This is a genomic window from Pseudomonas sp. HMSC066A08 (genome assembly GCF_001813025.1).
Lineage (GTDB): Bacteria > Pseudomonadota > Gammaproteobacteria > Pseudomonadales > Pseudomonadaceae > Pseudomonas > Pseudomonas aeruginosa.
Map to the genome: position 1 here is coordinate 26,415 of NZ_KV811252.1, position 25,955 is coordinate 52,369.

Genomic DNA, 25,955 nt, shown 5'->3' on the forward strand with positions numbered 1-25,955 from the left:
CCTTACAGGATCAGGTTGCCGCGCTCTTCATCGGTCAATTGGCTGCGCGCCTGTTCGCCGAGGGCTCCGGCGCCGAGCACCTGCACGGCGCTGTCCGGGTTGTAGCCCGGTGAACGACTGGCGCCATCGCGCGAAGGCTCCAGGCGCTCGTTGCCGAACCCGAGCACCTGCACCGTGATCACCGACGGCATGCGCTGCCGCGCGGCGGCCTGCTGCTGGCGACTGACGTCCTCCGCCGCCTGGGTCGCGGAACTCGCCGCGGCGCTGGCGGAGGTCAACGCCCCGGTATTCACCGAAGCCACCAGCGGAATGCCGCTGGACTGGCCCTGGGTCTGGATGTTCGCCGCGTTGACCACCTGCAGCGCCGCCACGTTGACGTTGCCGGAAACCCGGATGCCCGCCTCGCCGGCATCGATGGTACCGAGCGGGGCGATCAGGTCGATGTCGCCCGGTGCCACTTCGGGAATCGGGTTGAGGGTGGCGATGCCGGCGCCGGTGCTGGGCACCTGCGGCGACAGGCTGACGTTGCCCCAGGCGTCGTAGATGCGCCGCGGCGGGGTGTAGACCACGGTGGTCTTGCTGCCGCGACCGGCATTGATGTCACCCTCGGCCGACCAGATCTGGATATCTCCGCCGAAGGTGGTCATCACCCGGCTCTGGCCGAGCAGGATGCTGCCCAGGGCGTAGGAACGGATATTGCCAACGCCCTGGGTCACCACACCGGCGGTGGACGGCGGCGCCTCACCTTCGATACCGAATACCTGCTGCCCACCCGGGGTGAGCAACTGGATGTCGCCGCCGAAGTCGGTGTGCACGCCGGCACCGCCATACATGACGATATCGCCTTCGTAGCTGATCGGATTGCCCGCCGGATCGCGCTCGGGGAACAGCGCGGCGATCGCGTTGCGCCCGCGCAGGTAGCTACCCTGGCGTATCCCGCCGACTTCGTTGTACTCGCGGCCGCCGGCCTTGAGCTCGGCGAAGTACACCTCGCGGGCGAAGATCCGCTGCTGCTCCGCCGGCAGACCGGCGAGAAACTCCCGCGCCTGCAGGGCGTCGCCGCTGAAGCCATAACGCCCGCTCAACCATTCGATCAATTCGTTTTCGTAGGTCCGTACCACCTTGCCGGGCTGTTCCGCCAGGGGCGTTCCTGCCTGCGCCAGGTTGTCGAGCTCCAGGTAACGCCGGAGGAAGCCGGAGTAGTCCGCCTGGCTGGCGCCCGCCTGCAGGACTATGCTGGCGCCGGAGCGCGTGTCGCCCGCGGCGACCGCCCCCAGGCTGGTGACCGCCACCTCGTCGTTCATCAACAGGTTGCGTCCGGCGCTGATCTCCAGGCTGCCCGGTCCCGCGACGTTGAAGTTGCCGTAGAGGATGTCGCGCCCCGCTTGCACCAGCGACACGTCGGTAGCCGAGGTATTGACGAACAGATTGCCGCTGCTGGCGTAGTCCCCCATGTTGTCGTTCGCGGTCCGCTCGGAGCCCAACCCAGTGCCGCTGCTGACGATGTCACGGCCGGCGATCATGCGCACCGCCCCATGCCCCTCGTAACGCAACTGGCCGAAACGCACATCGCTGGTCCCGGTGTAGCGTAGCAGCCGGCCACTGTCGACACCGACCAGATCGCCCGCAAGGGCGTAGAAGCGCGACGGTTCCAGCGCCGCCCCCCATTCGCCGGAAACGCTGTTGGCGCCGAAGGCGAACAACGGGAAGCGCTCCTGGTTGGCGCGGCTGCCATCACTGGACAGGTTGTCGACCTGCAGCGTGATCCCGGTATAGCCCTGGTAGCTCGGATTCAGCGGCGTGGCCAGGCTGCCTGCGCTGGCGCCGGAACGGCTGATGCTGTAGCCGCCGGCGTAGATGGAGTCGCCGGCCAGCAGGTCGAGACGGCCCTGACTCGACGGTGCCAGGACCAGCGCGGTCCTGTCGCTGCGAGCGTTTGAGCGGAGTGTCGCGTTGCCATAATAGAGGCTGCCGGTCAGCGCCACGGCCGACAGCTTCGCCGGATAGACCAGCGCGGAATCGGTGTCCTGTTCCGTCCTGCCTCGGGAAACCGGGGTCAGGTTGCCTCCCGCTGACGTCAGGTCGATCGCCGTGCGTTCGGTCCACAACGAGAAACCGCTCAGGCCGTAACCCTCGACACCGCTGGCGCTGGTATAGGAGGTGCCGTTCATCAATGGCGTCCGCCCAGGATCGACCACCCCCTGCAGCACCAGATCACCCAGGCTGTTCAGGCTGAAGGTGGCGTCGCCCGGCACCAGCGACGGCCCGCCGTTGGCCAGGCCGAGGGTCGAGACGAAGGGATCGTAGGCGCGCCGTTCGCCCGGAACCTGATCGCTATCCAGACGACCATAGATCAGATCGATACCACCCAGGCTCGTCGCCCGGACCTGAGCATTGCCGCGCAGGTTGACCATCGCGCCGTACAGCGAACTGCCCTGATCGAAGGGCGTCAACGGGTTGAGCGCACCGCCGATACGTACGTCCATGTCGCCGCCGCCGCTCAGGGTCAGTTGGCCATCGGCGCCTACCCGGCCGCTACCGCCCACCGCCAGCACCAGCCCCTGGCTGCGCTGCGACGTTTCCTGCGGAACGCTGGACGTGCGCGCCTCGATGACGCCCGCATCGCCCGCGACCTTCAGGCTCAGATCGCCACCGCCCAGGGTGCCGATGCCGGTGAAGCCCACCTGCTGCGTGGCGGCAGCCGCTCCATCGCCGCCCGGCTGGCGCGCATAGGTACCGAAATTGATCCACCAGGCGGTGCGGTCGGCCGTACCGGCGGTCGAACCGCTGCCCTGGCGCCAGAGCCAGTTGCCGACGGCCGCCGAGTCGTAGCCGGCGTTGGGTACGGCGCCGGACAACCGACCCAGCACATCGCCGCGCAGGTCGCCACCGACCGCCAGCGTCAGGTTGCCGCCCAGGGTCGGGTACCAAGTGCTGTAGAGGCTCTGTTCGCCGCCGTCCACCCATTGCTCGTAACCGCCCAGCGCCGGATCGCGCAGAACGCTGCCGCCGTCCCTGGCACGCGCCAGGTTGTAGCTGGAATCGACCGCGCTCGCGGTACCGGCGGTGTAGACTCCGAATGGCGAATCCATACGCAGGTTGCCGGCGGCGAACAGGTCGAGATCGCCAGTGCCGGTACGCAGCACGCTGAAGCGCGAAGCGTAGGGTTCGGCTTCCAGCGCATAGTCGTCGCTGGACGCAGCGCACCAGGTCGGGAAATCGTCACAGATGGTCGGGTAGCCCAAAGCCTCCGGGTCCAGTGGGTCGCCCGGCTTGATGCCGGGGTCGCCCCATCCTGCCACCCCTTCCTCGGTCCACACCATGCCGCCCGAACTCGCGGCACACCAGGTCGGGAAATCGTCGCAGATGGTCGGGTAGCCCAAAGCCTCCGGGTCCAGTGGATCACCGGGCTTGAGGCTAGGATCGCCCCAGTTATCCACCCCTTCCTGGGTCCATACCAGCCCACCACCCGCCGCCGGTATGCGCCGCATGCCGTAGTGCGTATCGGCGAGGCGCATCTGCCCGCTGGAACGCGGATCGGTCAGCCGCGGATCGGCCGCCTGCAGATCGGCGCCAGCCACCAGGCGCACGCTCCAGGACTGCGAACCGGCCGCCAGCATCGGCGCGATGGCCCAATTGTGCGAAACCGCACCGGCCGGGCGTACGTCCACCGACGCGGCGCCATCGGGCAGGCGGATATTGCTGCCAGCCGGCAGGAAGGCCCCGGCGCGCAAGGCCAGTCCACCGGCGAGACGCACACCGTCGACTTCGCCGCTGGCCAGCGTGGCGCGGCCGGGCAGTGGCACGCCGCCCGGCCAGGTCATCCCCGTCACGGGCGCCGCCAGCGGCAGACGGCTGCCGGCGCCGAGGCGGGTGCCGGCGGGCAGGTCCAGAGCCTCGCCGAGCAGGCTGCCGGCCGGCCGGAGCAGGTTGCCGGCGGCATCCAGCAACGCTCCCTCGAGCACCGTCCCCGCCGGCAGTTGCAGCGGCTGGCTGAGCACCGCCTCGACCGGCAGCCGGGTATCGGCGGCCAGGGTCATGGCCTTGATCGGCAGTTCGAAGTTGAGCGTCTTGCCGGCCGGGAAGAAGCTGTCGTCGTCCAGCCGCACGCCAGCCGTCGGCACCACCCGATCGCCGCCCAGGTGATCCTGGCCGGCTAGCAGCAACCAGCCCTGATCGTCGTCGGTTTCCGGCGGCGGGGCGAAACCGTCGGTGACGCTGCCGTAGATGTTCAGGTCGCCGCCGGCGCGGATCGCCAGCGAACCGGCCTCGCCGGAGCCGTATACCGAGGTTTTCGCCGTCCGCGGGTTGAGGCTGGCGTAGCGATGGCCCGACAGGTCCAGGTCGCCCTGCACCACCAGGTCGCCATCGGCCGTGGCGCTGACGATCTCCAGCCCGGGGCGCAGGTGGAAAGCTTCCGCGTAGGTGGCATTGTTCAATCCAGCCAGCTTGCCGTCGAGCAGGGCGCTAGTGGCCAACGCCGCCTGCATGAACAGTTCGCTCTGCTGGTGCTTGCCATCCAGGTAGGCCTGGGTGATCTCCTGGTACGGCCGGCCGTTGCTCGCCGGCAGCGCGGCGACCGGCGCGTCGTCGTAGCGCTGCACGGCGCTGAGGGTGATGGCGCGGGCACCGAGGATCTGCAGCGGCGCACCGGCGTCGATGGCGATATCGCCCGCCGTCGCACCGCCCAGACGCGGCGCGTACAGGTCGAGGGTGCCGCGGGCGACGCCGTCGTTCTGCCCGGGCGCGCTTCCCGCTGCCGCCTCGGTGCCGTGGCGCAGGTCGATACGGGCACCGGCGCCGAGGCTGAGCAGCCCGTCTCCGGCGTTCAGCTCGATCAGCGCGCGGTTAGGCGAATCGATGATCTTGCCGTAGCTGTCCACCCGCAGCCGCCGCCCATGGGCATCGAGCAGCGCCTCGCCACCGATGCTCAGGCCCTGCTTGGCGGCCAGGCGGATACTGCCGACCTGCTCGCCGCTGGCGTCGAGCACGCCGTTCACGCTCAGATGGCCACCATCCAGCGACACCTCGATCGTCGAGGCCCTGACGTCGTTGCCGATGTTCAGGTCACCCTGCTTGATCTGGAAACTGCGCGCACCGAACATCTGACCGGCATTCAGTCGCTGGTTGAGAGCGGCGAACCGGCTGTCTGGCGTACCGTCCTCGCCCAGCCGCTGGGCACGGATCTCGACGCTGCCCGCGGCGTACGGCACCAGGGTGCCGCCAGCGTCATATTCGCCGCTGCTCGCCGCCAGGATCTGCCCTTGCAGGTCGACCACGCCGGCCGCGCTGTCCAGCGCCACCGCCGTCAGGCTACCGGCCTGGTTGTTGCTCGCCGACAGGTCGATGCGCGAAGCGCCGGCCTGGCGGATATTGCCGCCGTGGCTCAGCAGGTTGACTTCGCCACCCCAGCTGTAGCGGGTCACGTCGTCGAAACGCAGCGCGCGCCCGGCCAGGTCGAGCTGGGCGCCGGCGCCCAGTTCCAGATCCTCCTGCGCGGTCAGGCTCAACTTGCCGCTGGGCAGGCCGACGCGGGTGTCCAGCAGGAGGCTGGCGCCCTCCAGGGCCAGTTCGGCGCCCAGTGCGCCGTTGGCTAGTTCGGCCGGGGTGGATGCCGCGCCGCCGCCCCCCGCGCTGACCCACAACGCACCGCCCGCCAGCAGGCTGTTGCGCGAGCCGGCCTCGCCGGTGAGCAAGGGTGTGATCAGGTTGAGATCGCCGCCACTGTATGCGTAGCCGCTACCAGCCCGATACTCGCCCTGGCTCTGGTAGACCGCGAGGCTACCCTTGTGGTTGGCGGTGATCCGCTCGCTGGCCGCCAGGTTGACCGTGGCGAAACCCAGCGCCAGGCGCTGGTAACTGTCGATGGCGCTGGGCTGGCTGAAGGGACCGTAGCCGAACTCCAGGCGTTCGCTGCGGATGTCCAGCGTGCCCTGGCCACTGCCGGCGCCGCCGGTGATGACCCCGGCGGCCGGCGTCTGCGCGCCGTTCCAGATCAGGTTGGAGGTGCGGATCGAGGCGACGCTGTCGCTGTCGCCGTAGCCATAGATCGCCGGGGTGCCCAGCACCAGGCGCGACAAGCGGGAGCGACCGCTGCTCGGATCGTAGGAATCGAGGCTGACGTCGCCGTAGAAGTTGAACGCGTCGCGGGCGTTCAGCACCAGCGTCTCCAGGGGCGGCGCGCCCTCCGACGCATCACCCTGCAGCAGGTGGTCGAGCACTTGCTGGTCGAGCGCCAACCCGGTCGGCAGCACACCGCGCTCGGCCAGTTCGGCCAGCAGCGCCTGCTCGCCGACATTGAAGCCGCCTGCCGCCAGGGTCAGGTTGCGGGTGCCGTAACGCACGCTGCCGTCGAGCACGAAGCGCTTGTCGGTGGCCGCGACCAGACTGCCCTCGGAATACAGCCGGGTTTCGCCGGCCACACCATCGGCAGCGGGAACGCCAAGCAGGATGTCGCCGGGACCACTGTCCGGCGTTCCGGCTTCTGGTGGCAAGACGTTCAGCACGCCGTTCGACAGGGCGAGCATGGAACGCCCTCCCGACGCATACAGGAAGCCATCCCGTGCATCGTAGGCAGCAGCCCCCCGCCCTAGGGTGACAATAGCGGCACCCTGTTCAAGGCTGATCGCCTCCCCCGGCCGATTCGCCAGGAGGAACACCTCGGGTGCGGCCAGTTCGGCGCCATTGCGCAGGACGATGCTTTGCGCGCCATCGGTGATGTCGAAGGTGACGTAATTGCCGCCTTGCCCGTAGAGCACTGCTGGCGTCGAGCCGATCACCATGCGCGCCGCACCGAAGGCGTTGAGATCGTCGGCCCGCAGCGTCACGCCCTGGAACCCCTCGCTGGCCTGCGCGCCGGCGCCGACGATCTCGATCCGCTGGTTGTTGCCCAATACCACCAGACTACCGCCATAGCCGCCTCTGGCGGCCTGGAACAGCCCGGTGCCGTCGAACGCCAGCGCATCGGCACCGCCACCGGCGAGCAGGTCAAGGCGCAGGCTGCGCGCATCCACCGGCAGCATCGGCCGCGGGATGCCACGGCGAGCAGCATCGGCCATGGCGAAGTCGCTGTAACTCGTTTCGTTGTACTGCGAATGGCGCCGCAGCACATCCGCCGGGGTCAGCAGCACCTGGCGGAACAGTTCGTCGCGCACCCCGGTGCCGGCGAGGGACAACTGCCCGGCCAGCGACCAGGAGCCGCTGCGCATGAGCTGGGTGGGCGCTGCCCGTCCCAGCCCTGCCTGGCCGTTGAGTTCGACCCGGTACGCGCCGGGCAGCAGGGCGTAGGTCGACGGCAACAGGGTGTAGCTTCCCGCCGACAGGCCGGGCACGCCGCTACCGATGCTGATCTGCTGGCCGACCAGCGGGTCGACGGCGCCGCCTTCGGCGGCCACCGGCGCGATGCGCTGAACCCCGGGCACAATGGCGTAGATCGGATTGTCGGCCAGTCCCGGCAGGTCGAAGCGGCCCTCCTCGTCGAAACGCACCAGCGGGTTGTAGCGCGCATCGGTGGAGCCACCGCGGCCGGAAACGAAACCGGCGCCGAGCAGTTCGCCGCCACCGGAAAGATCCAGCGTCGCTCCGGACGCCACCCGTACGGAGCGGCCATCCAGGTCGACCCCGGTATCCATTATCCCCCTCTCGTTGAAGCTACCGCCGACGCCGGTCAAGGCGATTTCCTCCCCGGCATAGCGCCAGACCTGGCCGTCTACCGTGCCGCCGTAGGGCAAGGTCAGGCCGGCGCCGCTGACCGAGGTCAGGCTGCCAGACAACAACTCGACCTTGTCGGCGTTCTGGCCGATTTCCAGATAGCCTAACGGAGCGCGCACGACGCCGCCCTGAACGACGCTCGCCGCCCCCAGCGACAAGCGACCGAAGACCGCCAGGGGCTGCTCTGGCGTCGTCGCGTCGCTGCGCTCGATACGCAAGCTGCGCGCCGGGTCGAACGCCGCAGCGGTGCCATCGGCCTGGTAGCCGTAGCCGGCGAGAATCCGCGCGCCCGCCCCGGTGCCCGGATAGAGCTGCGCAGCACGGATGAGCAGATCGCCGCCACTGAGCACCTGGGTGTTGATGCGCTCTACGGGCGTCGCGTTCCCCGCCAGCAAACGCATGTCGCCCGTGCTGGACAGCTCGACCCGGTCGAAGCCACGTCGGTCGATCATCTGCGTCCCGCCACTGGCGTCACGGAAACTACCGTGCGAGCCGAAGACCAGGCTGTCGCGTATATCCAGCACCTGCGCGCTGGCTTCGAAGAGCGCCTCGCTAGGTTGCCTGGAAACCTCGAACAGGCCGGTCGACAGCGGCTGGGTTTCGTTGTTCTCCGCCGCTTCGTTGACGAACGCTCCCGCCAACAGCAGCGACGGTGCCGACAACCTGACCCGGCTATCGCCGGCGGCGCCTTCGCCAAGCCCCAATGCCCCGCTGTAGAGGCGCAAACGTTGCGCCAGGGACAGCTCCAGATCGCCGGCGAAACTCAGCAGGCCGCCGCTGAACAGGGTCAGGTCACCGAACCCGCCATCCTGTACCTGGCTCGCCGCCAGGCGGCCATGGCCATAGGCATAGTCTCGCCCTTCCCCGGCGGCTTCGCGCTGCTGGCCGACGATCAGCTCGCGCGGGCGCAATACTTGGTCGGACGCCAGGCTGGTCAGGTAGTTCGGCGTGGCCAGCGCCAGCGTCAGGCTGCCGGCGGCGGCACCTTCCCCGCCGGCGAAGGCGCGCAGGTCACCATCCAGGTACAAGCCGTTGGCCGACGCCAGGGAGATGCTGCCGCCGGCGCTGCTGACCCGGGTCTGGCCGACTCCGGGCACGTCCAGAAGCGCCTGGGTGCCGGAGGCATCCAACAGGCTTCCCGGGCGCAGGTCGATGAACAGTTCGGCGGCATCGGCCTTGCCGCTGGCATGTTCGACCGTGCCGCCGATGACGATGCTGCCACCATCGGCCACCTGGCCGTAGCGCCGCCCCTGGAAGTCCAGCGCGGTCGCAGCGCGTGCGGCGACATCGAGCACACCCTGCTCGCCAACGCGGATGGCGCGCTGGTGGCCGACGCTCTCGACCTGATCGCGCACCGGATCGGGCAACGCCACGCTGCCCAGTTCGATCGAGCCGCCCCAGGCGTTCAGGCGACCATCGACGTTCAACTGGCCGACGCTGCGCAGCTCGATGCGCTGGCCGGGATCAACCTCCAGCAGGCTGCCACGACCGACGTCGAGGTCGCTGTCGGCCACCTGCCCGGCACCACTCTGGCGGCTGCCGGCCTGCAGGAACAGGCTGGCGCCGGGACGCTGGCGCAGTTCGCCGTCGGCCGGCCGCTCCTCGTATAGCGGCGTCAGCCAAGGCTCCAGCGCGAGCAGCGGGTCGGCGCCGCTGGCGACGCTGACGGCGTCGTCGCGGAAACGGTACAGCGGACGCAGCACCTTCACCTGTGCACCTTCCGCCACTTCCAGTCCCTGCTCGCCGATCACCTGGTAACTGGCGAAGCCCTTGTCGAAGAACCCGGCGGCCAACGCCAGGGTGCCGTCCTGCGCCGCCGCGCCAATGCTCACCCGCGGCGCCTGGACGCTCAGGGTGCCGGCGCCGGCGACGCCATGGCCGGCCAGTTCGCCGCCCAGCTGCAGGCGGCCGTCACCTGCCGCCGAGCCGGTATTGGCCGACAGCGTCAGGTCGCCGCCCTTGCCGCCCACCTGTTTGCCATCGGCGAGCAGCGCGGCCCCGGACGACACGTCGATCCGGCTGCCATCGCCCAGCGACAGGTCGCCGCTGCTACGCAGGGAAATCCGCCCGCCGTCGAGATGAGCTCGATCGGCATCCACGCCGCCCTGCGCCTGGTTGCTCCAGAAGCCACGCGCATCCAGCGTCACGCCATCGCCCAGGGTCAGGGCGGCACGCTGGCCGGCGGCGGGGGTGAGATAGGTATCGATCCGCTCGCCACGGGCTACCTCCACCTGCTCCAGCACGTTGCCCAGGCGCAAACTGCCGGCGCGCGCCGTGAGGTCGGCGTTCACCTCGACCTCGGGCGCGTACAGGACGATCTCGCCGCCATCGCTGACCTGCAGGGCATTGTCCACCGCGATCCGCTCACGGGCGGCCACGCGCAGCGCCCCCAACTCGAAACCCGACAGCCGTTCGCTGTCGAGCAGGAGGACGCCCCGCTGTTCGTCGGCCAGCGCGGTATCCAGGTCCAGGTTCGCCGCCAGCGGCTCGCCGCCATCGGCCAGGCGCACCTGCTGCAGGGTCGGCGCAAGGTTGTACAGCACGTTGCCGCTGGCACTTTCGTAGCGCGGGGTATAGCTGCCCACGATCAGCTCGGCGCCGCGCGCCACTGCGTTCTGCGCCTGCTGGTAGCCATCCGCGCCCGGCTGCGGCGCGCGCACCTGGCGCTCGCCCTGGAATACCTTGCCGAGCAGGTCGCCCTCGAGCACCGCCGAAGCGGTGCCGACCACCAGGCGGCCAGCATCGCGGCCGACCATGTAGCCGCTCTCGTAACGGCTCTGCGGGGCGATCAGCGGATTGTAGAAATAGCGCGTCTGCCCCCAGCGCGGGCTGCTGTCCTCATAGCCGCGGTAGATGCCCTCGTAGAGCAGGTCGCCGGGGGCGCGGGAGATTTCGTAGAGACGTCCGTCGCTGCCCTTGAGCCAGGTCTGCCGGATCAGGCCGCCCTGCACATCGAGGGACCCGCCGGAGAGGTTGACCGTCGAGCCGGGCTGGCTCACCAGCTCGCCGCCGGTGAAGGTCAGGGTGCCGCCCTGGGCCATCCACTCGCCGGCCGAATGGTTGCGCGTGCCAAGGTAGCCACCCAGTTCCAGCAGGCCGCCGGCGGTATACCAGCGATCGGTGGCGTAGCCGTTGGTGCCGGCCGGAACCAGGACCAGTTCGCGGGCATCGACCCAGACATCATTGCTGGCCAGTCCGCCGCCGTCGCGGTTGACCGGCGCGTCGCGCTGCTCGTTGCCCTGGACATTGATCTGGATGTTGTTGCTTTCCATCGCCACCTTCACCCCGACGGCGCCGGCGACGTCCACCTGCGCGCCGTCGCGCAGCAGGCTCCGGCCCGCCGCGCTGACCGCCACCTGGCCGCCGCTGGCCAGGGTCAGCGAGCCGCCCTGGAAATCCACGCTACCGCCGCTGACGATCTCGACCCGCGACTGCTCGCTGCGATCGGCGACCCGGCTGAGGTTGTCGAAACGACCGATCACGTTGTTGGTCGGCGTGGTGCCATCCAGCGCCTGCTGGGCGGCATCGCGCTGGCTGTCGAGGGCGCCGGCGCCGCTGGCATCGACCAGCACCGCGGTGGTGCTGCCCTCGCCCAGGACCACGCTGCCCCTGGCGTCGCTGGCCGAGTTGAGCAGGTGGATGGTGCCGCGCACGTCGGTTGAGCTACTGGACAGGGCGACGCCCTCCTGGCGGACCTGGCGCCCGGTCAGGGTGATGTCGCCGGTGGCCGCCTGGATCAGACCCTGGTTGACCACCCGGCCGGCAGCGCTGTCAGCGGCCAGGGAGGTGGCCACTTCATTGCCGCGGGTGGTGGAGCGCAGGTTGCCATCGGTGCCGACGCCACGGCGAATGTAGAAGCTGTCGCCCGCAGCCAGGGTGGTCTGGCCCTTGGGCGTGACGATCTGCCCGGCGTTCTCCACCTCGCTGCCGAGCAACAGCACGTAGCCGCCCGCCGCGGTGGAGCTGGCCGGATTGGCGGTCTGCAGCAAGGCGCCCTGCTCCACCCGTACCGCGCCGGCGGCGTCGGTGAAGCTCGGCTGGCTGCCGTTGGCGTCGAAATACAGGCCGCGTTCGCGGAACTGGCTGTCGCTGATGGCTGCTGCGGCGACGGCCAGGTTGCGTACGTTGACCTGACTGCTGCCGCTGAACACCACACCGTTGCGGTTGGCCACCATCACCGTACCGTCGGCCTTGATCTGGCCCTGGATCTGGCTCGGCCGGGCGCTCGGGTCATTGACCCGGTTGAGCACCGCCCAGTTGCTCTGCTGGTCGAACTGCAGGGTGGTCTGCCGGCCGATGTTGAAGGTTTCCCAGTTGAGGATCGCCCGATCCGCGGTTTGCTCGACCGTCACCGTGGTACGCCCGTCGGCCTGCGACTGCACTGGCGCCTTGGCGTTCTGCCAGGCCTGCTCGAAAGGCAGGGAAGCGTCCACTTTCAGGCCGCCCTCGCCCAGGCCGTCCGGGATGTCCGTCGGCGCAGCCAGCGCGGCCTGGCGTCCCACCGCCTGGGCGGCCTGCTGCGCGGCGATGGCCGCCACGGTGTTGTTGAGGTTTTGCAGCGAGCGCTGCAACTGCTGGTTGACCTTCTGCTGCTGGGCCAGCGGCGGTGGCGTCATGCCCGGCATCTGCGCACTCGGACGCGCCGCCCCGGCGCTCTGCTGGGCGCCCTTGGCGGCGAACCAGGCGGCGCTGAACGGCTGGGAAGCCTGGGCGCCACCTGCAACCATGAGCAAGGCGATGATCTGCGCCAGCGGTTTCAGCCGCGGCAAGCCGCCATCGAGCGAAACGGTGACGGGGGACGACGGCACGAACGGACGAGACGGCATGACGCGAGATTCCTTGGGCGTGTTCAACTCGACGCGTCGGCTTGCCAACGCGCATTCCTGATAGAAAGACAGCCCGCAACCGGGCGGGCCGAAGTCTTGTCACGGAAAGTTCATGGAAAGCGGCTAAGCGCCGGAAAAAAAGAAACCGGCAGTGCTTGCGCACCGCCGGTCTCCGCTATCGCCCGTGGACTGGAGCGTCTTAGAGCGGACGGCCGATGCCGTTGCAGACGTTGGAATGGCCGATGTACAGGTTGTTGGTGGAGGTCAGGAACGACTGGCGTACGGCAAGCTTCCAGGAAGCCGGCAGCGGCACGAAGCGATGGTTGGTGATCGCAGTGTCGTTGTTGACGCTGGCGCCGTAGTGACGGGTGAAGAAGTCGCGCACCTGCTGGGTCTGGGTAGCGTCGGCGTAGCACTGGCTGAAGATCAGGTTGGTGAAGCCGAGGATCGGATAGCCGGTGGTCGGATACGGACGGACGCTCGGATCGGTCGCACTGGCAGTGGCGGCGAAGACCGGCACCCAGTTGTTCGGGTCTGAACGCTGTGCGGTGGTCGGCGGGGTAACGGCACCGATGGCTGCCGAGACGTTGGCCGGAGCCGGCGATACGCCGCGCACCTGGGCGACCTTGGTGGCGTCGTCGAGGCCGGCCAGCGTCGGCGCGGCGAAGTCCGGGCTCATATAGGTGATGCGGCCTTCGGCGGCGTTGAGCGTATTCATCACGGCCTGGCTGCCCTGGGCCGATACGGCGCCAGCCGGCAGGCCGCCGGAGAAGCTGTTACCGAAGCTGGTGGTGATGGCGAAGGTGCCACCTTCGAGGGCGCTGGAGCAAGAGGCGTTGAGGAAGCGGGTGAACAGTTCGGTAGTACCGCTGCTCTCGGAACGGTAGACCACTGTGATGGCGCCGCTACGGCCCGATCCGGGAATCTGGCTCCAATCGGTCAGACGGCCGGAGAAGACACCGCAAAGGGTGTTCACGTCTGCGAAGTTGACGGCGTTGCTACCTGACTTGTTGAACGGCAGAGCGACCGAAGTAGCTACCGACGGCACTTGGATCAGCGGTCCCCAGGCGGAGCCATGGGCGCTCAGATAGGGGGTGGTTTCGCCGCTCGGGTTCAACTTGGAGTCGCTGCCGGCCCAGTGCACGTTCTTGTTGGTGGTGCCGGCGACAAACTTGGTGTAGTCGTTGTTCAGGAAGGCCGCCTTGCCGTTGCCACTGCCTACGCCGATGTAGGCGGCAAAGCCGGCGGTCAGGACGCCGGGCTCCTGGTACAGCTGTTGCGGCAGGGTGGCGCCACCGCCGTTGATGTCGGCCATGGCTTGGGCGGATACGAGGGCAGCCACGCTCAGCGAGGCAGCGATCAGAGAGCGCTTGAACATGAAGAATCTCCTTTCATCGTGGTGTTGGTACGTTGAGGAAGTCGTCTTGCATGAGGCGGCGCCGTGCTTGCCGGGCTTTGCATCCCTAGCCGGTCGAAGGGGCCGCTGGGGATAAAACTCGCAAGTTCCGGTGACAGATCGGGGAAAAAATCTCGGGAGCATCGAATTGTTTTCGCAGCCTTTCCTCGGGTGTTCGCAGGCTCTGCACCGGGCCTTTTCGCGGGACCTGCGAGGTTCCGCGAGCGCCTCCCGGCGGCCAGCCCGCGACGGCCATGGCGCGCCTTCGGGGCAACCTCGCTGAAACATGCACCCGAGCCCTGGCGAGAGGCCACACGGGTTGATGACAGCGAGAGGAAGGCCGGCTTGCACAGGCCCCTCCCGGGCGGATTACGCCAGCGGCGTTATCCGCCGATACCTCTCTCTCGGAGCACTGCGGAGACGCTCCCGCCTCCACGGCGGATGGCCGGGAGCGGTTAACCGCCCAGCACGGGAATGGCTTGTTCGAGCCCGGACTACTGGACCAACTGGTTCATCTCGATGATCGGCATCAGCACCGCCATCACGATGGTCAGCACCACCCCGCCCATGACCACGATCATCAGCGGCTCGAGTAGCGCGGTCATGCCCATGGCGCGGCGCTCGATGTCGCGCGACAGGGTCTGCGCCGCGCGGTCGAGCATCGGCGGCAGCGCGCCGGTCTTCTCGCCGCTGGCGATCAGGTGGGTGAGGATCGGCGGGAACACCTGCCGCGTGCGCAGCGCCGAGGCCAGCGAGACACCTTCGCGAACCTGCGCGGTGGCCTCCTCCACCGCCTGCGCGAGGCAGTCGTTGGCCAGCGTCTGGCGCGCCGCGTCGAGCGCGCGCAGCAGCGGTACGCCGGCGCTGCCGAGGATCGCCAGGGTGGAGGCGAAGCGCGCGGTATTCACCCCGAGCACGAAGCGTCCGAGCAGAGGCAGGCGCAGCACTCGCCGGTGCCAGCCGAGCCGCGCCTGCGGGTCGCGCAGGTACAAGCGCCAGCCCCAGTAAGCGCCACCGATGGCGCCGGCGCAGAGCCAGCCCCAGGCGCGCACGAAGTCGCTGGCCTGGAGCATCGCCCGGGTCAGCGCCGGCAGGTCCTGGCGCGCCTGGGAGAAGGCGCTGACCACCTGCGGCACCACGTAGCCGAGGAGGAAGATGACGATGCCGATGGAGACCACGCCGACCACCGCCGGGTAGATGAACGCGGTGAGGATCTTGCCGCGCAGGGCGTTGCGTTCCTCGATGTAGTCGGCCAGGCGCTCCATCACCTGGGCCAGGTCGCCGGACTCCTCGCCCGCCGCCACCAGCGCCCGGTAGATTTCCGGGAAGTCCCGCGGCCGTGCGGCCAGGGCGTCGGCCAGGCGCATGCCGCCGCGCACGTCGCTGCGCACGGCGCTCAGGGTCTGGGCGATGTGCTTGCGCTCGGCCTGGTCGAGGGTGGCGCTCAGCGCCGCCTCCAGCGGCAGGCTGGCGGCCAGCAGGCTGGCCAGCTGGCGGGTGGCCCAGGCCAGGTCGCCGTCGGACAGGCGCGGGGCGAACAGCGCGCCCGCCCCTTGCCCGGCCCCGCCACCAGCCTGTTCGCGGACCTCCAGCGGGGTCAGGCCACGGGCGCGCAGTTGGCCGAGGGCGCCACGCTGGCTGTCCGCCTCCAGGGTGCCGGTCTCGATCCGGCCCTGGGCGTCGGCGGCTTCGTAGCGGAAGGTCTGCATCAGGCGTCCCGGGTCACGCGGAGGATTTCCTCCAGGGTGGTGGAGCCGCTGGCGATCCAGCGCTCGCCGTCCTCGCGCATGCTGCGCATGCCGGCGGCGCGGGCGGCTTCGCGGAGATCCTGCTCGGCGCGGCCCTGGTGGACCAGGCGGCGGATCTCGTCGTCGATCACGAACAGCTCGTGGATGCCGGTGCGCCCGCTGTAGCCGGTCTGGTTGCAAGCCGGACAGCCGACCGAGCGCCAGCCGCCGTCCTCTTCGACCCGGCAGTGCGTGCACAGGCGCCGCACCAGGCGCTGGGCGAGTACGCCAAGCATCGACGAGGCGAGCAGGAACGGCTCGACCCCCATGTCCACCAGCCGCGTCACCGCCGACACCGCGTCGTTGGTGTGCAGCGTGGCCAGCACCAGGTGTCCGGTGAGCGAGGCCTGCACGGCGATCTGCGCGGTCTCCAGGTCGCGGATCTCGCCGATCATGATGATGTCCGGGTCCTGCCGGAGGATCGCCCGCAGGGCTACGGCGAAGGTCATGTCGATGCGCGCGTTGACCTGGATCTGGCTGATCCCCGGCAGGTCGTACTCCACCGGGTCCTCGACGGTGAGGATATTGCTGGTGCTGGCGTCGAGCCGTGCCAGCGCGGCGTAGAGGGTGGTGGTCTTGCCGCTGCCGGTGGGCCCGGTGACCAGCACGATACCGTGCGGCTGGCGGATCAGGTTATCCAGCGGCGCCAGTACGCCCGGGGCCATGCCCAGGGTCTCCAGCCTCAGGCGTCCGGCCTGCTTGTCCAGCAGGCGCATCACCACCCGTTCGCCGTGGCCGGTGGGCACGGTGGAGACGCGAATATCGATCGGCCGCCCGGCTACCCGCAAGGCGATGCGGCCGTCCTGGGGCAGGCGTTTCTCGGCGATATCCAGCTGCGCCATGATCTTGATCCGCGACACCAGCGCCGCGTGCAGCGCCTTGCGCGGCGCGACCACGTCGCGCAGGGCGCCGTCGACGCGGTAGCGCACCACCGAATGGGTCTCGAAGGGCTCGATGTGGATGTCGCTGGCCTCGTCGCGCGCCGCCTGGGTCAGCAGCGCGTTGATCATGCGGATCACCGGCGCGCCATCCTGGGTGTCGAGCAGATCGGTGACCTCGGGGATATCGTCCATCAGGCGGTCGAGGTCGACTTCGCTCTCCGCCGCGCCGACCACCGCCGCGGCGCTGCCGGTATCGGAGTAGGCGCTGGCCAGCAGGGTGTCGAGTTCGTCGTCGCGGACGCTCTCCAGGCTGGCCAGCGCATGCCGCTGGCGCACCTCGCTGATCGCCCAGCCGGGCGTACGCGGGCTGACCAGCAGGGTCGCGCCATGCTCGCCCGGCCGCAGCAAGGCGCGCTGCGCCTTGGCCCAGGCGTAGGGCAGCAGGCTCATAGCGGCGGCGCCTCGCCGAGGGGTACCGCGCGCAGCGGCCGCGGACTCGGGCGCAAGTCGTAGGCGGCCTGCGGGATGCCCTGCTGCGCCGGCGGCAGCACCGGAGCCTGCATGTCGCCGACGCTCCAGTCGTGGCGCGGCTGCACGCGCTGCTGGGCGCGGCGGATGAAATCGTAGCGGTTGAGGGTGATGCTGCGGCCGGCAGCGGCGTCGCGGACGATGTAGGGACGCAGGAAGACCATCAGGTTGGTCTTGCTCCGCGAGCGCTTCTGGTAGCGGAACAGCGAGCCGACGCCGGGGAGGCTGGAGAGTCCGGGAACGCCGTCGGTGTTGTCCTGCACGTTGTCCTGCAACAGGCCGCCGAGGACCATGATCTGGCCGTCGTCGAGGAGGATGCTGGTGTCGATCGCGCGCTTGTTGGTGACCACCCCGGCGGCGGTGCTGGCGCGCTCGTCGACGCTGCTGACCTCCTGGTAGACGTCGAGCTTGACCGTGCCGCCCTCGGAGATCTGCGGGCGGATGTTCAGCTTCAGGCCGACGTCCTCGCGCTGGATGGTCTGGAACGGGTTGTTGCTGGTACCGCCTCCGTCGGTGACGTACTGGCCGCTGACGAAGGGTATGGTCTGGCCGACCATGATGCTCGCCGACTCGTTGTCCAGGGTCAGCAGGTTCGGGGTCGACAGGACGTTGGTGCCGCCGCGGCTCTTCAGCGCCCGGGCGAGCACCTTGAGGTCGAGGATCTTGCCGATCCCGGGGATGTCCACGGTGCCATCCACCAGGCCGATGTTGAGCCCCTTGGGCAACACGTCGATGGTGTTCTTGCCGGCCGTGTTCAGCGCCGACTGGCCGAAGTTGACCCCGCCGAACACGCCGTTGCCGCCGAGGTTGCCGGCCTGCCACTGGATGCCGAACTCGCTGGAGTCGTCTTCGCTGACCTCGACGATCAGACTTTCGATCACCACCTGGGCGCGGCGCTGGTCGAGCAGGTCGATGACTTCGCGGAGGTTGCGGTACAACGGCTCGGGTGCGGAAATCAGCAGGGTGTTGGTGGTGGCGTCGGCCTGCACGGTGACCCCGCCGGCGGAGAACGCCGAGTTCTCCTCGCCCATCGCACCGGGTCCGGCGCCGCCCTGGCCGCTGCCCATCGCACCGTAGGCGCCGCCGCTGCGGTTGCTGCCGCCCAACCCGCTGGAACCGCTGCCCGTGGTATTGCCGCTGGTTCCCAGGCCCTGGCTACCAGTACCGCTGTTGCCGCCACCGAGCATGCCGCCGCCGCTCAGGCGCGCGCGCTGCTGGTCGCCCTCGTTGCCCTCGCCGCCGCTGTCGCCGGTGATCAGCCCGCGCAGGGCCTGGGCCAGGCGGGTCGCCTGGGCGTTGCGCAAGTAGACCACATGGAGGTTGCCGGGATTGCTTTGCACGCTGTCCAGCTTGCCGATCAGGTCGCGCGCCAATTGCGTGCGCTCGGGGCTCGGCGAGCGGATCACGATGCTGTTGGAGCGTGGGTCGGCGAGCACCACGGTCTTCTGGCCCTGCTCGGCACCGCCGCTGCCCTGGCTGTCGAGCAGCTCGGAGACGGTGCTGGCGATGTCCACCGCGATGCCGTTCTGGATCGGCACCACGTCGGTGTCGCTGGCGCTGGGGATGTCGATGCTGGCGATGATCCCGGCGACCCGGTCGAGGTTTTCCGCATAGTCGGTGACCACCACGGTGTTGTTCCCCGGATAGGCATTGATCGGGTTGTTCTGCGCGACGATCGGGCGCAGCACCGGGATCAGGTTCACCGCGTTCTCGTAGCGCAGGCGGAAGGTCCGCGTGACCATGCCGTTGGCCGCCGGGCGGTCGGCGCCGTAGACCGGCCCGCCGAGCAGCTTGGCGTCGGCCTCCGGCACCACCTGGCTGACCCCGTCGACGTCGACCACGCTGAAGCCCTGCATGCGCAGGGCGCTGGTGAGCATGCGGTAGGCGGTGCGCGCCGGCACCTGGCCTTCGGAAACCAGGGTCAGCTTGCCCTTCACCCGCGGGTCGACCAGGAACTGCCGGCCGGTGGCGCGCGACAGTGCGCGCACCACCGCTTCCACCTCGGTATCGACGAAATTCAGGCTGACCGGCTGCTCGCCGAGTTCGGCCGCTGTCGCTGAGACCGGAGCCACGGCACCGGAGCGCGCTACGCCGCGCCCGGCACTCAGCGCGCGACGAGCCTGCTCGGCCTGGGGCCGCTCGCGAACGTCGGCGCTGCGCAACGGCGCACCGGAGCGGACACTGCTCAGCGGCCGGCCGACTTCCTCGTCGGCCGGGGGCACGCCGGGGACCTTCGGCGTCTCGCTACACGCCGCGACCAGCAGCGCGCCCAGCGCCACGCCCAGTACAGGCCAACGACGCCGGGCATGGTGGAAAGCTGATTGCCTCATGGGGAATCCTTGGGAGCGGAAGTCGACTGCAAATGGATCGAGGCGGACACCAGCCCGCCGGACGGCTCGTTCGAAGAGCCGGAGCGCTCCTCGGAAGGAGCGTCGAGACGCGTCACCTGCGCCTCGCTGACGCTCAGGCGCAACGCTGCCGGGCTACGCGCCAGCCAGCGCAGCAAGGCCTCGCCGGACACGCCGGCGAAGTCCAGTTGCCATTGGCCCGGTTGCGGGGCGTTCAGTTGGAAACCGTCGAGTCCCTGATCGCGCAGGCTGCAACGGATCGCCTCGGCGTCCGCCGTACCGCTCAGGGTCGGACCGCGCAACGCCTCGACCTCGTGCAACACACCGTCCACCGCCGCGGCCTGCGCACGCAGACGCGGCAGCTCGGCCTGCCAATGCTCGATCCGCGCCAGCGGCGGATCGATGAACACTTGCCAGGTCAGCGCCAGGCATAGCGCCAGGCCACCGCCGGCGAGAATCTTGCGCTCGCGCGGCGCCAGTTGCCGCCAGTAGGCCTGCAGCCGCAGCAGCAGGGGACTCCAGCGCTGCGCCGGGGTATTCAGCAGGCCCGCCAGGCGCTTATTCATCTTCATCGGCAGCCGCCTCGGCAGCGCCACTGTCTGCCGCGCCAGCGGCCGGCGCTGGCGGAGTTTCCGCGGCCCGTACCTGCCAGCCCTGGTCGGAGGCATCGGCCTGCAACCCGTGCTTGCCCAACTCGCCCTGCCAGGCTGCGGCATCGCCGCCTGGCGGTCCCGGCAGCAGCTCCAGGTCCAGTTCGCCGGCGTGGTAGTGCAGTCGTTGCAGGCGCCCGGCGAGGAACGGCATCGCCTCGCCGGCGCCATGCAGCAGCGCGGCCAGTCCCGGTACGGCATCGCCATCGGCCTTGCCGGCCAGATAGGCGTCGCGTCGCTCGCGAGCCTGGCGCAGCGGATCGAGCACCACCGACAGTTCCGGGAAGGCCTGCTGCACGCGTTGACTGCTCTGCCGCTGCAAGGACTGGCCCTGCCCGGCCAGTTGCCCGGCGTACAGGTTCAGGCCGGCGACCCACACCAGCAAGGCCAGGGCTGCGCAGACCAGGGGCATCTTCCAGGTGCCGTTGCCGGCGCTCGTCGCCGGCGATTTCAGCACCAATCCCCACGGACTGGCGGGCCCGCTCCAGCGCAGCGCTTCGTCCAGCGCCTCGGCCCGCTCCAGGGCTGCGGAGCGCCACGCCGGCCGCTCGCCCAGCCAGAACAGCCGCAACTCCTGCGGGACCTCAGCGAGGCCCTGCTCCGGCAAGGGATGGACCGCAGCGTCGCTCAGCGAGCGGCGCAACAGCAGATGGCCGTCCCACTCGCCGGCCACCCAACCGTCATCGCGCAACGGCAGGAGGAACGGCGCGGCCTGCACCTCCCGCACATCGAGCCGCAGCCGCTGTACGGCCTGCTCCAGCGAGGCCAGCGCCGACGCCTCCAGCCACCCCAAGGTCAGGCGCCCGTCGGCGCCGCGCGGGCCGTGGGCCAGGCGTAGCTGCGCCGGATCGCCGAGGACCAGCGCCTCGGCCGCGCAGTTCACCGCGGCGGCGAGCTTCGCCGCAGGCAGCGCCGGCAGTTCGAGACTGACCAGGCGGCAATCGCGCGGATGCAGGAACAGCGCCACGGGCAATCCCTGGCGCCGCCGCGCCAGTTCCGCGAGCGAGGCTTCGATTCGTTCCTGCACCGCGCCGCGCGCATCCAGGCGCAAACAATGCAGCGGCGCCGCCTCGGCGAACTCGCTCAGCGGCGGCAGCAGGCAACGCCAGGCGGCTTTCATGAGCCCACCCTCATCCAGTTGACCGCCGTGCTTTCGCCGGCCTTGCGCTGTACCAAGGCCTGCAGGCGCACCTCTTGCCGGTCGCGCCGGGCATAGGCGGTGAGCAGGAACCAGTCGCTGGTGATCCCGACCTTCACCGACTGCGCCTGCAATTGCGGCATGTTCAGGCGGTTGACGAAGTCGCCGCGATTGAGGAACCAGCGGCCCCGGTCGCGCTCGCCGAGCACCCGCCGCGCCTGCTCCAGGCCGAGCCCCGGGACGCAGGCGGCGAGCACTTCGGCGCGTGCGGTATTGCCGTTGATCCAGGTGGTTTCGGGCAGGATGGTGACGTAGGGCCGCAGGCGTTCCAGGGTCGCCGGCGGAATGCCCAGCCGCGCCAGGTCGTCGAGACGCCTGAGCGCAGGCATGCGTGCCGGAAGCACACGCAACACGGCGCCCGGCGAAGTCTCGCGGCCGCTGTCGAAGCCTGCGGGTTGCGTATCGGCCGGCGGCGCTTCGGCGGGCAGCCGTGCATAGGAATCGAGTACCCGCTCGACGATCAGCCGCGTCTCCTTCGGGCGCACGCCGAGCAGACCGGCGAGGCGTTCGAAGTTCGCTCGCGCCTGGAGATCGGGGCGCTGGTCAACCAACAGGTTGCGCAGGTTGAACTTGCCCTGCTCGTCTTCCAGTTGGCCGTTGAACGGCAATTCGGCGCTGCTCAGACGCAAGCCACGCATCGGTTGCGCCCAGCGCTGGTCGAGGCGGGTCAGCGGGTCGCGGCGGCTGTCCTCGAGCAGCAACTGGCGGCTCCATTCCAGGCCGCCGCGCAGCATCCAGCCGGCCTGGATGCGCAGCTGCTCGCTTTCCAGGGCGCGGATGAATGCGCTCTGGCGGGCGATCAGGCCGGCGGCTATGACCGCGACCACGGTGACGATCAGCAGCGCGCTGATGATCGCCATGCCGCGCTGGCGACGACCGTTCATGGCGCGCTCAGAGCTGCCAGGAGCCGATGTCGGCGTTGATGCCCTCGCCGCCCGGCTGCCCGTCGGCGCCGAGGGAGAACACGTCGATCTCGCCGTTCACGCCGGGATTCAGGTACTGGTAGGGCTTGCCCCAGGGGTCGTTGGGCAGGCGTTCCAGGTACGAGCGCCAGTTGCTCGCCGAGACATCGGCAGGGCGCTCCGCGAGCACCTTCAACCCCTGCGCCTGGCTCGGATAGCGGCCCTGGTCGAGGCGGTAGAGCTTGAGCGCCTGCATCAGCCCGGAGATGTCCTGGCGTGCCGCGGTGGCGCGGGCCTGGTCGGGACGGTCGAGCACCTTGGGCACCACCATCGCGGCGAGGATGCCGAGGATCACCACCACCACCATGATCTCGATCAGGGTGAAGCCCCGCTGTCCCCGATGTCCTTTCGGGCTGGAGCTGAACTGCACGACATCCATCTCGACACTCCTCGGCATGGTTCGATTCGCCGCGGATTGTTTCAGGAAGATATGTCAACGATATTGAAAATCCTCGGGTGCGCCGCCCTTCCGGAGGCGCCCGCAAGGCCCTGGAGCCAGGCTTTCCGGCAGGCGCCGGGGATGGCTCGCGGGAGCGCCCTCCCGAGCTTTTGTCAGGAATCGGTCAGATTTCCCGGCTAGCCTGGAAGTCCCCTTTCGCCGACCTTCCCGCGATGTCCAGGCGCCTGTCTTCCCGCGGTTTCACCCTGATCGAAGTGCTGGTCGCGCTGGCCATCGTCGCCATCGCCCTGGCCGCGGCGATTCGCGCGGTGGGCCTGATGACCGACGGCAACGGTCTGTTACGCGACAAGTCGCTGGCCCTGCTGGCAGCGGAGAACCGGCTCGCCGAGCTACGCCTGGGCGTCGGCGCGGCTCCGGGAAACAGCGATTTCGAATGCTCCCAGGGCCGCCTGCGGTTGTACTGCGAACAACGCGTCGAGGCCACCGACGCCCCCGCGCTACTGTGGGTGGAAATCCGTGTGCGCACGCAGCGCGAACAGGCGGTGCCGCTGGCGCGCCTGAACACCCTGCTGAGCCGCTCCCGGTGATCTCAACCGCGCTTGAGGGTAGCCAGCGGCGGCGGTTCGGCGAGCCGCTGCATGGCCACCCGGCGAACCTCGCCGTTCTGCTCGATGAGCACCGCGTCGGCCTCGATCCGCCGCACCTTCGCCGCGCGTGCCAGGACCTCGCCCTCGCGATAGGCCTGGGCCGGTGCGCCGTTCACCGAGAGGATGGCGATCGCCGCGGGACCGCCGCTGATCAATCCCGCCAGTTGCACCTCGACCTCACCGGAAGGCGCCGCGAACCAGCGTTGAGCGGCGTCCTCGACGCTGGGCGGCGGAACGTCGGCGACCTCGGCCTGGACCACGCCGGGAATCGGCGCCAGCAACAGATAGCCCCAGAACAGCAGGCCGGCGAGGATCGCCAGCACGGCGGCGAACTGGACCAGGCGGGGCGGATCGATACGGGGCATGGCCGGCATGGCGGGGCTCTCCTGGCGTATGGGCGACGGGCGCCACGAACGGCGCTCCGGCACCAGCCTAGCGCGGAATTCTCTCCGTTATGTTTCACACGCCGATCATCTTCGTCGGGCACTCTGGAAACCTCTCTCTTCGCGGAGCGGCATCCGGTGAGGCGACCCCGGCAAGGCGGTTTCACCCTGATCGAACTGATGGTGGTGCTGGTAATCGTCGGCATCGCCACGGCGGCCATCAGCCTGAGCGCCCGCCCCGACCCGACGGGCCTGCTGCGCCAGGATGCCGCGCGCCTGGCGCGGTTGCTGGAAATAGCCCAGGGCGAAGCGCGGGTACGCGGTACGCCGATCCTCTGGCAGCCCAGCGCCAAGGGCTATCGCTTCAGCCCGCAGGCCTATCGCGGCAAGACCGACGCCTTCGCCGCCGACACCGAATTGCGCGCGCGCGACTGGCAGGCCGCGCCGCTGCGGGTCAGCGTGCGCCCGCCGCGGCCGGTGTTGCTGGACGCCGAATGGGTCGGCGCGCCGTTGCGGATAACGCTCTCCGACGGCCAACACAGCGTCACCGTGCTGCGCGAGGCGAACGGCCATGTCCGGGTACGCTGAACGCGCGACGACGCGGCGCCGGCAAGCCGGCTTCACCCTGATCGAGGTGATGGTCGCGATCATGCTCATGGCCATCGTCAGCCTGATGGCCTGGCGCGGCCTGGACAGCATCGCCCGGGCCTGCGCGCACCTGGAGGACAGCACCGAGCAGAGCGCCGCGCTACTGCGCGCGCTGAACCAGTTGGAGCGCGACATCGCCCTGCACAGCGCCATCCGGGAGGAGACCGGCCTGCCCATCGGCGACGAGCCGATCCGGGCCGGCGACAGCCTGCCGCCCGGACTCGCACTGAAGCGCCTGAGCGAGATTCCATTGCGCCTGGACATCGTCCGCGCCAGTACCGAGCCAGGCGCGCCGCTACAGCGCGTGCGCTGGTGGCGACAGGGCAAGGTCCTCTACCGCGCCGCCTCGCCAAGCGGCGACCGCCTGCCGTTGCCGCCGCTGGCGGAGCGGGTAGCTGTGCTGGACGACGTGAGTCGGTTCGAGATCCGCGCCTGGGTGCCGGGAAAGGGCTGGACGCGCCTGCCGGCACGCAGCAAAGTCCGCGCCAGTGGACTGGAGATCAGCCTGGCGCGGATCACCCGCAACGGCGTGGAGCGCTATCGACGGGTGGTAGCCCTGCAATGAAGCAGTGGCTCAGCCGAGCAGCACCACCCCGCCCGGCAGGCGGGTGACCTCGATGCCATAGGCATCGCGGATCAGGGTCGCCACGTCGGCCAGTTGGTCGAGGCTGAAACGGGCCTGGACCCGGCGTCGGCCAAGAGCCTTGTCCAGCAGCAGGAGCATGCCGGGACGGTAGCGGTTGATTTCGTCGATCACCGTGGCCAAGGGTACGTCGTTGAACACCAGCATGCGCTCGCGCCAGGCCATCACCTCCGCAACGTCGAAAGGCACCGGCGGACCGTTGCGTCGCTCGTCGAAGGTCAGTTGCTGGCCGGCCTGGAGGTCCAGCCGCAGGCCCAGGTGTTCGAGCCGCACGCTGCCCTCCAGGCAGGTCACCACGCAGACGTCACCGCTGCTGCGCACGTTGAAGCGGGCCCGGCTGGCGCTCAGCCAGGCGCTCCCGGCCATCACCCGCAGGCTGCTCTGCGGCGGGTGGCTGGCGATGATCTCGGCCTCGCCGCCGAGCAGTTCGATGGTTTCCTGCTGCTCTTGATTGCGCCGCACGTTCAGGCGGGTGCGGGTGTTCATCTCGATCCGCGTCTCGCCGCTCACCTGCACCTGGCGTTGCTCGCCGACCGCCGTGACGTAGTCGGCGCCACCCAGGCCATGGTCGAGCAGCGACGGGCGCAAGACGAACAACGCCACCGAGGCGGCCAGCGCACCGCCGACGAACCAGCGACGACCGAAACGCCTCGGCGCGATCTGCGCCACGGCCGGCGGTTCCAGCGGCAGAGCGGCGGCACTGCCGAGTGCCTGCCAGAGATCGCGCGCCTCGACGAACGCTCGCAGGTGTTGCGGGCTGCGCGCACACCACTGGCGGAAGGCACGCGCGTCGCCCTGGGTGACGCGTCCGGAGGTCAGGCTGATCACCCAGGCGTGCGCTTCGTGGCGAAGGTCGCCGGTTTCATCGGCGGCGGAGTCTGAGGCTGTCATGACTGTGCTGTACGGACACCGGAATGGCTCATGGGATGGATATGGCGGCGGTTTTCC

At 69.6% G+C, this 25,955-nt stretch carries 14 protein-coding genes; 3 read left to right on the plus strand and 11 right to left on the minus strand.

Going from position 1 to position 25,955, the window contains the following annotated elements:
* Positions 1-2: 2 nt before the first annotated feature.
* The 9 genes from HMPREF2886_RS03460 to gspG form a co-directional block, all read right to left on the minus strand.
* Positions 3-12,536, minus strand: coding sequence for a filamentous hemagglutinin family protein (locus HMPREF2886_RS03460; protein ID WP_070746796.1), 12,534 nt, complete (start codon positions 12,534-12,536; stop codon positions 3-5).
* Between the two features lie 199 nt (positions 12,537-12,735).
* Positions 12,736-13,914: a substrate-binding domain-containing protein gene (locus HMPREF2886_RS03465; RefSeq protein WP_033978391.1), complete on the minus strand. Its 1,179-nt coding sequence runs from the start codon at positions 13,912-13,914 to the stop codon at positions 12,736-12,738.
* A 512-nt stretch (positions 13,915-14,426) separates the two neighbouring features.
* Positions 14,427-15,641 carry a type II secretion system inner membrane protein GspF gene (gspF, locus tag HMPREF2886_RS03470; RefSeq protein WP_022579875.1) on the minus strand — a complete coding sequence of 405 codons (1,215 nt, stop codon included), beginning with the start codon at positions 15,639-15,641 and terminating at the stop codon, positions 14,427-14,429.
* A complete protein-coding gene (gspE, locus tag HMPREF2886_RS03475; RefSeq protein WP_070746798.1) occupies positions 15,641-17,050 on the minus strand; it encodes a type II secretion system ATPase GspE in 1,410 nt (469 codons plus the stop codon). Before gspE ends, gspF begins: the two co-directional genes overlap by 1 nt.
* On the minus strand, positions 17,047-19,458 hold the full coding sequence (gene gspD / locus HMPREF2886_RS03480) for a type II secretion system secretin GspD (RefSeq protein ID WP_033973121.1): 2,412 nt from the start codon (positions 19,456-19,458) through the stop codon (positions 17,047-17,049). Before gspD ends, gspE begins: the two co-directional genes overlap by 4 nt.
* Positions 19,455-20,048 (minus strand): type II secretion system protein M, encoded by a 594-nt coding sequence (locus HMPREF2886_RS03485; RefSeq protein WP_039027215.1) that lies wholly within the window; start codon positions 20,046-20,048, stop codon positions 19,455-19,457. Before HMPREF2886_RS03485 ends, gspD begins: the two co-directional genes overlap by 4 nt.
* Positions 20,035-21,246, minus strand: coding sequence for a type II secretion system protein GspL (gspL, locus tag HMPREF2886_RS03490; RefSeq protein ID WP_039027214.1), 1,212 nt, complete (start codon positions 21,244-21,246; stop codon positions 20,035-20,037). The genes HMPREF2886_RS03485 and gspL overlap by 14 nt, the downstream gene beginning before the upstream one ends.
* The gene (gspK, locus tag HMPREF2886_RS03495) at positions 21,243-22,208 is read right to left on the minus strand and encodes a type II secretion system minor pseudopilin GspK (protein ID WP_039027213.1); all 966 of its coding nucleotides are present in this window, start codon (positions 22,206-22,208) and stop codon (positions 21,243-21,245) included. The genes gspL and gspK overlap by 4 nt, the downstream gene beginning before the upstream one ends.
* Before the next feature lie 7 nt (positions 22,209-22,215).
* Positions 22,216-22,665, minus strand: a complete 450-nt coding sequence (gene gspG, locus HMPREF2886_RS03500) for a type II secretion system major pseudopilin GspG (protein WP_033973125.1) — start codon at positions 22,663-22,665, stop codon at positions 22,216-22,218.
* Positions 22,666-22,898: 233 nt separating this feature from the next.
* On the opposite strand from gspG, the gene gspI reads away from it, so the two are divergent.
* A complete protein-coding gene (gene gspI / locus HMPREF2886_RS03505) occupies positions 22,899-23,273 on the plus strand; it encodes a type II secretion system minor pseudopilin GspI (protein WP_033973127.1) in 375 nt (124 codons plus the stop codon).
* Positions 23,274-23,275: 2 nt separating this feature from the next.
* Here gspI and HMPREF2886_RS03510 read toward each other — a convergent pair whose 3' ends face one another.
* Positions 23,276-23,707, minus strand: coding sequence for a type II secretion system protein N (locus HMPREF2886_RS03510; protein WP_033973128.1), 432 nt, complete (start codon positions 23,705-23,707; stop codon positions 23,276-23,278).
* Between the two features lie 147 nt (positions 23,708-23,854).
* On the opposite strand from HMPREF2886_RS03510, the gene gspH reads away from it, so the two are divergent.
* Positions 23,855-24,304 (plus strand): type II secretion system minor pseudopilin GspH, encoded by a 450-nt coding sequence (gspH, locus tag HMPREF2886_RS03515; RefSeq protein WP_033973130.1) that lies wholly within the window; start codon positions 23,855-23,857, stop codon positions 24,302-24,304.
* Complete coding sequence (locus tag HMPREF2886_RS03520; protein WP_070746800.1) at positions 24,288-24,929, plus strand: PulJ/GspJ family protein; 642 nt, start codon at positions 24,288-24,290, stop codon at positions 24,927-24,929. The genes gspH and HMPREF2886_RS03520 overlap by 17 nt, the downstream gene beginning before the upstream one ends.
* A gap of 9 nt (positions 24,930-24,938) precedes the next feature.
* On the opposite strand, the gene vreR is transcribed toward HMPREF2886_RS03520, so the two are convergent.
* On the minus strand, positions 24,939-25,898 hold the full coding sequence (gene vreR, locus HMPREF2886_RS03525; RefSeq protein ID WP_033973133.1) for an anti-sigma factor VreR: 960 nt from the start codon (positions 25,896-25,898) through the stop codon (positions 24,939-24,941).
* Positions 25,899-25,955 lie beyond the last annotated feature (57 nt).